At 38.7% G+C, this 553-nt stretch carries 1 protein-coding gene; it reads right to left on the bottom strand.

Annotation, left to right across the window (positions count from 1 at the left end; translation table 11 throughout):
- Positions 1 to 201 precede the first annotated feature (201 nt).
- Positions 202 to 553: bacillithiol system redox-active protein YtxJ (gene ytxJ / locus HC175_RS16925; protein ID WP_209310045.1), on the bottom strand; the 352-nt coding region annotated here is incomplete at its 5' end.

Raw genomic sequence — 553 nt, 5'->3', positions numbered from 1 at the left:
CTTTCTTCTTCCTGTTGATTACGCCTTTGTTCTTCCTGGCGGTCTTGCCTGTTACGGTCTTCTCTTCTTTCTTCCATAATACAATTTTTTTGGGTTAATATTTATAAGTTTCAATCTTCAATATAACCACATTAAAAACTTCCAAAAAACTGATTATAAATCTTTTAACTGGATTTTATCGTTTAACATAAATTCCTGCACCTATTTAATCCGGGTCTTTACATCCTGAAGATCTATTCCCTGATGAGAGGCATGATGCACTACCTGTTGATCCTTTAATATGATCATTTGAGGACTTTCATGTCTCACTCCAAACCGCTCTGCAACTTCGTTGGAAATATTTCTGTTCGCAATAAGGTCCAGCATGTATAATTTCACCTCTTTATCCTTAGGAAGATCATAACCGCGTTCGAAGTTGTTGAGCACCATCCTGCTAATTCCGCACCGGGTGGAGTGTTTAAAGATCACCACCGGCATCTTTTCAGACTCTTTTTCGATCTCCTCCAGTTGTTTACTTTCGGTTAATGCATGCCATGGCACTTCCTCAATTTCC

This window comes from Salinimicrobium oceani, assembly GCF_012037645.1.
Note: the sequence above shows the minus strand (reverse complement) of the source record. Positions and strands in the feature narration are given on the sequence as shown.